Source organism: Priestia sp. YIM B13490 (genome assembly GCF_042787735.1).
In the GTDB taxonomy this organism is placed as follows: Bacteria; Bacillota; Bacilli; order Bacillales; family Bacillaceae_H; genus Priestia; species Priestia megaterium.
In genome coordinates, this window is sequence record NZ_JBHZOT010000034.1 from 1 (window position 1) to 8574 (window position 8574).

Genomic DNA, 8574 nt, shown 5'->3' on the forward strand with positions numbered 1-8574 from the left:
TTCATCTCGGCCAAAGTTTCGTTTGTATACTGCTTGTGTGTAACGATGTCGTTCTCTAATTTGCTCAGCAACGTCATCGAAGTCAATTCCATTTCCCTCTGTACGTCTTGGCTCGTCTGTTTGATCTCCTTGAGCTCTTGTTCTATCATCATCTCTTTGTTCATGTTTTCTTTCAGGAACGTTGAAAGATAACCCTCTGTCGCTCTGAGACGCAAGATCATCTCCTGGTATAACTGCTGTAACTGTTGTAACTCCTCTTTCTGCGGAACCTGCTGTTTCTCTTTCTCTTGTAACTTGTCTTTCAAAGCCATGTAAAATCGTCTCCTTTTCGTACGCCAGCCCTAATTTCGTACCACGTACCTTTTTATTCGATTCTAGATGCTCATACGTGATGTTTTTACCTCTTAAAGTCACTTGGACGCCTTGATCTTTTAAACATTCCTGGAACTCTTCAAAACTAGCTGTCTGCTCCCTGGCTTGATCAATGGCCGTTCTAATTTCATCCTTCCAACTAGACTCACCTTTTTCAAGTAATGACTGTTCAGCTAGTGTGTAACGAACATCGGCTGAGCGCTCTTCTACGATGGAAAGGCCGTGTTCCTTGCACAGTTCATCACTCACTTCACGAAACCGGTCAATGGCTTCTTGACCATGAGCATGAAACTTTCGGCCATCCTCATAGTTCACCGCATTAATCACAATGTGGTTATGGATATGATCCTTATCGGTGTGCGTATAGACGGCCACCTCGTGACCTTTTGCCAACTTCTCAGCCAGTTGTAACCCAATCTCATTGGCTTGTTGGGGATCTACTTCATCTGGTTTAAAAGACTGAATGATATGGTGGGCTTGTATGCCGCCACTCTTGCCCCATATTTCCCTTGTAGCCTTAAATTGGTTCCTTACATAGTCCACATCGCAATCAAGCGAATTTGATACCTCAGCGCGCTTCTCAGCGTACTTCAGTAACGCATTGGCATTTTTCGTCGTACTCAGCTTAATTGTTGCCATGCTGCAGCCAATCCTTTTTTAATTTCGTCGAGATTGTTTACCAATCTCCCAAGCTCCTGTTCACTCAATTGTTCAATGTCTCTTGCATTGCACCATCTCGCAATCTGGTTCATATTGGTACCCACAGCACGCAATTCCTTCGCAATTGCCAGAGCACCCTCACGATTGATCTTCGGCTGTCGGACGCGAGTACCCTGTGCCTTTGCTTTCACAAAGGCAGGCACCGTCATTCCTACGTTATCCGCCATCAGCGATAGCCGTTCGAATTCTTCCTCAGTGACACGGAACTTCACCTGTTTAGGCTCGTTCCTACGCTCGCCTTTCGTCTCGCTCATTCCTTTATTCCTCCTTATGTTCACCTACTAAGCGTGGTGAACTTGGTGTAAAATTCCAGCTGTATGCTTCCATAATACACCAAACAGTCGGAATAAGGCAAGCTCTACAATTGGTACCCAATTGAGCTTGGTTATGCTAAGCATAACAATCCCCCCAACCCCCTTTTCAAGGGGGAGACAGACCGCGGACGCTGTCCACACCTGCCAAAGGAAAGCTCCTTTGGAATGGCTTCTACAAACACCCCCAACCCCCTCAAAACTTTGAGGGGGCTCCCTCGCCGGTTGGCGTCAAACAAACGTGTTTGTTTGAGTGCCAAGAGGGTTCGGGTGTAGAGACATTGTCAATTCCTTAATGCTCCCTACGGTCCGCTTACCATTGACAATGCAGCTTATCTCCCCCTTTGTTTTGGGGTGAGAGGCTGGCTTCTTATGTTTTTAAGTGTGTTTCTCATCTTGGAATAAGATGAACACTTTAGGGCAGCCGATCTGGCGGTTCGGCAGGTATACTTGCCTAAACAAGCCGATCCCCTATATCCTTCGTTTTGGGTATGTCGGCTTGGCAAGAGATCCAAACCTGCCGGAATTTTTTATGCAAGGAGAAAAGAGTGGAGATTTTTTAAGTGGTATTCTTAAAAAATACGACTCGTACCTTGTATCAAAAATAGCCTTTGTGGAGACTAATCCCACTGTCCCTTCTCTAATTTTTATTTAGTCTAATAATCCCTTGTCTTTAAATACTTTTCTTAAAGCCTCATTTACCAATTCTGATTTATAACTTTTTGGAACACGATCAATAATACTCAATACGTCACTATCAAAATAAAAGCCTCTATAGACTCTTTTTGAACGATCTTTAGGGTGCTGCAGCAACAAATCAATTGCATCTACTTTACTAGCATTGGTACTAGCTTTTAAAAAGCTAGTACTAGTACTTTCACTTTCATTTATATTACTAATACTAGCTGCTATCTCACTGTTAGTTTGCTTTTGTTCTGCTGGCATTTTATTAGTTTTAGAAATAAGGGTATTAAAATCAACTTCTAAAGGTTCTGGCTCTTCCCCAACATAACGATAAATACTTTGCTTACTGTCCCATTCATATCCTAGTTTCTTAATTCTTAATTGGATGGTACGAGTACTTACATCATATTGATCAGCTAATTCTTTAATGGTGATTTCTTTCATCATAATTCCATTTAACATCTTTTTTACCAGCATCATACTAGCCTCCACTTCCGTTTTAAAAGTATAGTACTAGTATTCAAATGCAAAATGATATTTCCTGCTCAAAAATATTCAAATATAAAATCATAAAAATAAACGACCTGAATATCAAAAAATACTTTGAACAAACTATTCATGATACCTAAATGTTGTCTTCCACTGCAACCTTATGAGAAAGAAGGCTGTCCTCCCTGATAGCTTTCTTTTTTATGAATTACTAGGGCATAAAACTCATTAGTTTACATAATGAGAAGAAAATGTTTCATAGTCGCACATCCGCCGTTTCATTAGGGTGGACAACTTCATATTTTATATGAATGAAAGAAAGGATGTGTTTATGAATGAATAAGTTTCTAATTCCGGGTCCTCATCAAAATTGGATTTATCAACCTAGCGATACTTACTTTTTCCTTGGGGATCAAAATGCCAACTATTATATTTTTCCGTATGAGGTTGATCCTGAAATCGAGATTGTTATCAAAGGACAATACCCATATGCAAGATATTTTTCCTTCAATGTAAGTGGTGAAATTAATCAATTCGTTGCATCAGCCGTGGGTCGTAATATAATTCCTGATCCTGGAAGTAAGAACCCCTTTCTCCCTGGAGCTAATTGGGATGCAAAAAACCGAAACTACACCTTAAAAATCCGATTTACGGATCCCCCTAAAGGATCTAATCGTTTTGTTCCTGGCGCTGGTAATAATATTATTTACGCCAAAACTTTGGAAAACGGGGCACCCAATATACGTGGGTTTATTATTTTAAGAATTTACGTTCCTAGTTTAGGCTATGATAAAACAGGAGGTGTGGGACTTCCATCTATCACTTACTATTCCACAAAACAGGGTAAAAGATATCCAAATAATTCCTGTGTCAAAAAACAAGAACTCAACCGAAAGAACAAGAATGGACAGAATCAGATGTATTTTGATAGTTATTTCAATTTAAACACTACTAATACAAGAAATAAGAATAAAATAGATTGTAGCCATAGTTGCGATTTAACCTGGAGACGTTTTGAACCAGAATTTGCTCAACCTGAAGGCAATACGGTCTATACTATTTCCAACCGAATTGACAGGGACCCCTGTAAGCTTTTGTTTATTCGTTGGAAAGCTCCTAAGTTCCCGGATACGTATCATAATATCGGGATATCAGGCAATGAAGACATGCAATATTGGAGTATGAGTTTTATAACACCTATTGGTTTTTTAGGGCTCTATACAATCTCAGATTACCAGACAATTATTGATAAAAAAGGCTACGTCAATCTTGTTATAAGCTTTGGAGCTCCACGTCCATCAGATATCACCCCCGAAAATGGGTTTACCTGGGTTGATGCTAGTCACCTTCCTTTAGTCCCTCTTTACCTTTTTTACAGAAACAATCAGATATCCCGAAATTTCCCTTATACAGCTGAGGATGTTCCAAAAAACGAAATCGTGACACGGGAAGATATGAAAAAATATTACCCATGTGGTAAATATGTCAATAGTAGAAATAAAGAAAAAAAACGATAGTTTTATATTTCACTATAGAACTTGATATATAAGAATTTGTATTAGTTTTTCCCTTTTTAATGACCTAACGAATAGTTAATACTATTTTGAGCAAACTACCCAAGACGCCGTGAGGCATCTATCCTTAAAATAAGAGCGTACATCTCAAGAAAGAGAACCCTCCCACGCAGAATAAGGGAGGTTTTCTCTTTTCACGCTGTATACCATAATGTACTTTATCAGAAGTAACAACCTTAGCTTAAAGTAAAATTGATCCTATTTTTAAATAAACAATGTTTCAACAATGCTACAAGATGTTTCATTTTCTATACATAGATGTATCAATCCTTATAGAACCTAATTGTCATGGTATACTATCGAACAATGACAAAACATTGTATATGCCAATATGTTTTGTTCATTTTCTGCATTGAACGAACAAAAAACCACTGATTAGGTCCAGTGGTTTTTTGCTTTCAAAATTGAATATGTTTTTATCATTTGAGCAAACTACCCAAGATGATGGATATCATTATCTCACCTAGCATAACCTTTGAAAAGACACCTGAATAGGCACAGGAGTCTTTTCTCTTTTTCGGCTGTATGCCCTATACATCTGTAGTTAACATAAAACATAATATCAGAAGCAAAATATATTTTATAGAAAACCCCATATTTTATGTTTCATATTAATCTAAATGGGTAAAGAAATTAATAATGGATTGGAATTTCACAGGAAACAGTCTTAATTGGATCTGTTTCTTTTTTTATTTGAATTTATAAAACGAATAAGTAAGTAATAACATGAGCAAACTACTCAAGACGCCGTGAGGCATCAGCCAACAACTACAGCTAAAAAGCAGAAAAAACTACTACTTCTCTCCGTCGGCGTAGTTTTTTCTGCTTTTTAGGCTGTATATGCTATACAAGGTTAGTTAACATAATGTCTCTTTCCGGAACACATGAAAAAAGAGAACCCCTATGAGAGTAAGGGTTCTTTAAGGATCACTTTTATAGAATATACAGCTTTTTATACATCGTTGATATGACGGAGTTCTCCTTACAGGTAGTTGAAGAGATGATGCATAAAAAGCGCACCTTTTATTCATATGTTACGCTCTGATAAAGTATAAATAAAAATTTTACCACTGTATTCAATTTACATAATCCCAGTATAATTAGAGAGATAGAAGAAAGAAGGGATTATGTGTGCAAAAATAAAATGAATCAGTTATTTGAAGACCAAAAGAGTGTTCATGTACTGTATTCCTATAACGAGTCAGAAAACTATATAAAACAAATCGTAAGTTATATCCAAGATGGAATTCTTTCTGGAGATTGTATTATTCTTATTGAAAATGACCGTTTATATCCTCTCATTCATAATGAACTAAAAACACTATTGACCACAGATCAAATGAAAATGATACACCGTATTAATAATTTCGATTTCTATTATTCAAGTGGTAGTTATCATCCTCCCGCAATTCACGATTACTTCAACAAAACCGTACAACCTTATTTAGAAAAAGGAATTTCTTTCAGATCATGGGCACATGTAGAATGGAGTAGTATGGAAGACCCTTTGCATCTGATCGAAGATTTCGAAAAGATAGTGGATGACGCTGTAAATCAACTATCTTTTCCATTAATTTGTGCATATAAAAGTGAGAGAATGCCAGAATACCTGAGAAATATTTTAATGGAAACACACCCTTATATTCTTGTAGAAGATGATTTAATTCTCTCTGAACAATACCCATCATCAACTGATGTGAAATAAAAAAACAATGAGTATGATTACTTAAGCGTTTTTTATTTCTCCTTTTAGATCTAGCAATGCTTTGACCCTATAACGGAAAAATGTACTCTTTATAGAAATAAGATGATATTATTAATTTGCAGTTATCTTTTCGTTATTTGTTATACGTTTGAACCCTTTTAAAAAGCTATCTAATTTCTATGTAAAGCCAATGCTCATAGAAATTAGATAGCTTTTTTATGCTAATAAAAAATGTTAAAAAGGAGCAAAAATATTATGTTAACCAGAAATGAATTTTTCTTATTCAACAGAGAACTATTATTTTTACTGGATCAACACTCTACATGTACTGATTCTAGTCTAAAAGAGATGCTGGTCACCCAGATTGCTCTTATGCTTGCTGTTCTTAGCTAAATTGCATATTAATCTTATTATCTTTCCATTTCTTGATCCCTACGCTTATTACGCTTGTGAATGCCCCCAACAGTCCACTTCCGAGATTGCTTCTTTATTTTCTTTAAGACATTAATATCTTATTTGAGGATGTTATAATAGTTATGATCCTGAATAAATTGGAGGTTATAACTGTTATGTACATGGAATTCTATGAAAAAGTAGATGGATTAGCAAGAGCTATTGGAGTCACGACTTCAACTGCAAAGAAATATTATTTACTTTTTGAAGAGCATGGTTATAACTTTAAACGTAATCAGCAAGGACAACTCTTGTTTTCACAAGATGATATAAATTTATTTAAAGAATTAATACTTTTAAAAAATGAAAAAGGTATGACTGTTCCGAAAGCCGTAAAGGAAATTGTAAAAGATAAAGTTATAACAGACACAACTGATATAACAGATATAACTGTTACAACAGAGGATATAACGGTTATAACCAGGCAAGTCACAACAGTTATGACTGAACTAGATGAGTTAAAACAATTAGTGAAAAATCAAAATGAAATCATAGAAAGACAACAAGAAGACTTCAAAAAACAAATTCTAAAACAGGAAGCATACATAAAAGATAGTTTAGAACAAAGAGATAAAACATTGATTACAACATTAAGAGAAATGCAAGAGTCACAAAAAGAAATAGCATCCAGTTTGTCAGAAGAAAAAAACAAGAAGAAATGGTGGCAAATATGGTTACCTTAAACCACTCAGATTGATTGGGTGGTTTTTTGGTTTGTTACAATTTTACAACATACGCCATTTATAATTAGTTGGCCGTCTTAAGACGGCTCTTTGAGCCTTAAGGCTTCAATTTTTTTCTAACGAAAAAAATATAAAAAGACTCTTGCAATTCTATAAGCGAATTGCTATTTAAATAGAGAGTGAGAAGGTACAACATAACTAAAGTAGGTTGAAGCCTTGATAACAAAGGATTTTATATCAGTTTCGTACTTATCAAATTTGATAAGTATACTTATCAAATTTGATAAGTACGAAACCAACTTAAAAATAAAAAAAGACTCTTATACAAGAGTCTTTTAAAAAAATCTAACCGGAAGTTTACTTAAAATTTTTGATTTCATTAACTTTACAAATTGAATTTTTAAACCTTCTTCTATTTTATCTCGATCGCCTGCATAAAGAACATGAGGGTTAATAAATAATGCATAGGTTTTAACGTTATTATCCTCTACATAGCCTTCTGAGCGTGCGATGATTCCTTTACTATATAAACATTTAACGACTCTACTAACCTTTGACTCACTTGTCCCTAAAGCTTGTGATAAAGCCCTTTGGGTCAAAGGTATAGGTTGTTTCTTCTTAGGATCATCTACAATAGCATTAGATGAAAAACCAATAAACGGAATCAAACTCATTAGAAATATAATTTCTTCATTTTTTAAATAACCTATGTTTTGAAGATAAGCCCAGTTCTCTTGTATTATTTGAACAAAACGAGCTTTGTTTTTAACTTTCCTTTGGGGAACTAACTTCATTCCAGCTGCATTAGCTTTAGCTTGAAGTTCATTGGCTTTTTCCATTTCTTCATGACTTAAAATTTGTTCATTTTGAAGGTCTTTCACTCTAGCCTTTTTATTGGCCTCTGATAAAGATTGTCCTAAACTTGATAAGTTTTTTTCGTTTTTAGCCATACTAATTCCTCTCCCTATGTGGCAGGAATTAGTCCCTTATGATAGAATATGTACATCAATATGTGTATAAGGGACCAATTCCCTTTCTCTTGTGAGAAACCGCCTGCCGTCCAAAGCTTTGGCGGTTTTTCTCATTTATACTACATTCAACACTATCAATAATTTCCCTCTTTTTCTACTCTTTTCGCAGTTTTTCAACGAATTTTGTAAAAGTGTAATTCATTACCCTAGACTAATTCCAAATAACCCAAAGAACCATTTAAACAAAAAGAACATAGGAACCATAAAGACGGCTGCGCCAGCTCCATATTTAACCCAATCTAACCAACCATTAAACGCCACACCCAGCTTAGCGTTCGATATCATAGTCTTGCTGTTTTTTTCGACCTCGCTGAGTTCCGCCTTCGCTGTCGCGCTTAAGCTGTCGAACTTGCTGCCTAGGCTGTTGTTGATCTTCTCTAGCTCGTCCTTGATCGCTTGATTGTTTACTTGAAACTCTTTGCTCAGAAACTCCTGATTCTGTTTCATTTCGCTGTGTAGTACTCTGATGGCCGTCTTCATCTCGGCCAAAGTTTCGTTTGTATACTGCTTGTGTGTAACGATGTCGTTCTCTAATTTGCTCAGCAACGTCAT

At 36.0% G+C, this 8574-nt stretch carries 8 protein-coding genes and 1 pseudogene; 3 read left to right on the forward strand and 6 right to left on the reverse strand.

The genetic code is table 11. The features are described 5' to 3' along the window. The 3 genes from ACFX4R_RS29210 to ACFX4R_RS29220 form a co-directional block, all read right to left on the reverse strand. A partial coding sequence (locus ACFX4R_RS29210) for a relaxase/mobilization nuclease domain-containing protein (RefSeq protein WP_377571696.1) occupies positions 1-1011 on the reverse strand: 1011 nt, incomplete at its 3' end. Beyond that, on the reverse strand, positions 993-1346 hold the full coding sequence (locus ACFX4R_RS29215) for a plasmid mobilization protein (protein WP_377571699.1): 354 nt from the start codon (positions 1344-1346) through the stop codon (positions 993-995). The genes ACFX4R_RS29215 and ACFX4R_RS29210, both read right to left, overlap by 19 nt. 708 nt (positions 1347-2054) lie before the next feature. Next, entirely contained in the window at positions 2055-2567 is a 513-nt protein-coding gene (locus ACFX4R_RS29220; RefSeq protein WP_377571701.1) for a hypothetical protein, read from the reverse strand. Between the two features lie 344 nt (positions 2568-2911). Between ACFX4R_RS29220 and ACFX4R_RS29225 the strand changes: the two genes are divergently transcribed. The 3 genes from ACFX4R_RS29225 (at position 2912) to ACFX4R_RS29235 (ending at position 6991) form a co-directional block, all read left to right on the forward strand. Beyond that, positions 2912-4093, forward strand: coding sequence for a hypothetical protein (locus ACFX4R_RS29225; RefSeq protein ID WP_377571703.1), 1182 nt, complete (start codon positions 2912-2914; stop codon positions 4091-4093). Between the two features lie 1186 nt (positions 4094-5279). Next, entirely contained in the window at positions 5280-5855 is a 576-nt protein-coding gene (locus ACFX4R_RS29230) for an MEDS domain-containing protein (RefSeq protein ID WP_377571705.1), read from the forward strand. A 569-nt stretch (positions 5856-6424) separates the two neighbouring features. Continuing rightward, positions 6425-6991: a DUF3967 domain-containing protein gene (locus ACFX4R_RS29235; RefSeq protein ID WP_377571707.1), complete on the forward strand. Its 567-nt coding sequence runs from the start codon at positions 6425-6427 to the stop codon at positions 6989-6991. A gap of 335 nt (positions 6992-7326) precedes the next feature. Here ACFX4R_RS29235 and ACFX4R_RS29240 read toward each other — a convergent pair whose 3' ends face one another. The 3 genes and pseudogenes from ACFX4R_RS29240 to ACFX4R_RS29250 all read right to left on the reverse strand — a co-directional run. Continuing rightward, entirely contained in the window at positions 7327-7941 is a 615-nt protein-coding gene (locus ACFX4R_RS29240; RefSeq protein WP_377571709.1) for a helix-turn-helix domain-containing protein, read from the reverse strand. Between the two features lie 222 nt (positions 7942-8163). Next, positions 8164-8307, reverse strand: a complete 144-nt coding sequence (locus tag ACFX4R_RS29245) for a hypothetical protein (protein ID WP_377571711.1) — start codon at positions 8305-8307, stop codon at positions 8164-8166. Beyond that, positions 8291-8574: pseudogene (locus ACFX4R_RS29250) on the reverse strand (relaxase/mobilization nuclease domain-containing protein); the annotation flags it as partial. The pseudogene ACFX4R_RS29250 and the gene ACFX4R_RS29245, both read right to left, overlap by 17 nt.

Excerpts from the sequence above, each read along its gene's own strand:
- ACFX4R_RS29215 (WP_377571699.1), bottom strand. The coding sequence starts at position 1,346 with ATGAGCGAGACGAAAGGCGAGCGTAGGAACGAGCCTAAACAGGTGAAG.
- ACFX4R_RS29220 (WP_377571701.1), bottom strand. The coding sequence starts at position 2,567 with ATGATGCTGGTAAAAAAGATGTTAAATGGAATTATGATGAAAGAAATC.
- ACFX4R_RS29225 (WP_377571703.1), top strand. The coding sequence starts at position 2,912 with ATGAATAAGTTTCTAATTCCGGGTCCTCATCAAAATTGGATTTATCAA.
- ACFX4R_RS29235 (WP_377571707.1), top strand. The coding sequence starts at position 6,425 with ATGTACATGGAATTCTATGAAAAAGTAGATGGATTAGCAAGAGCTATT.
- ACFX4R_RS29240 (WP_377571709.1), bottom strand. The coding sequence starts at position 7,941 with ATGGCTAAAAACGAAAAAAACTTATCAAGTTTAGGACAATCTTTATCA.
- ACFX4R_RS29245 (WP_377571711.1), bottom strand. The coding sequence starts at position 8,307 with ATGATATCGAACGCTAAGCTGGGTGTGGCGTTTAATGGTTGGTTAGAT.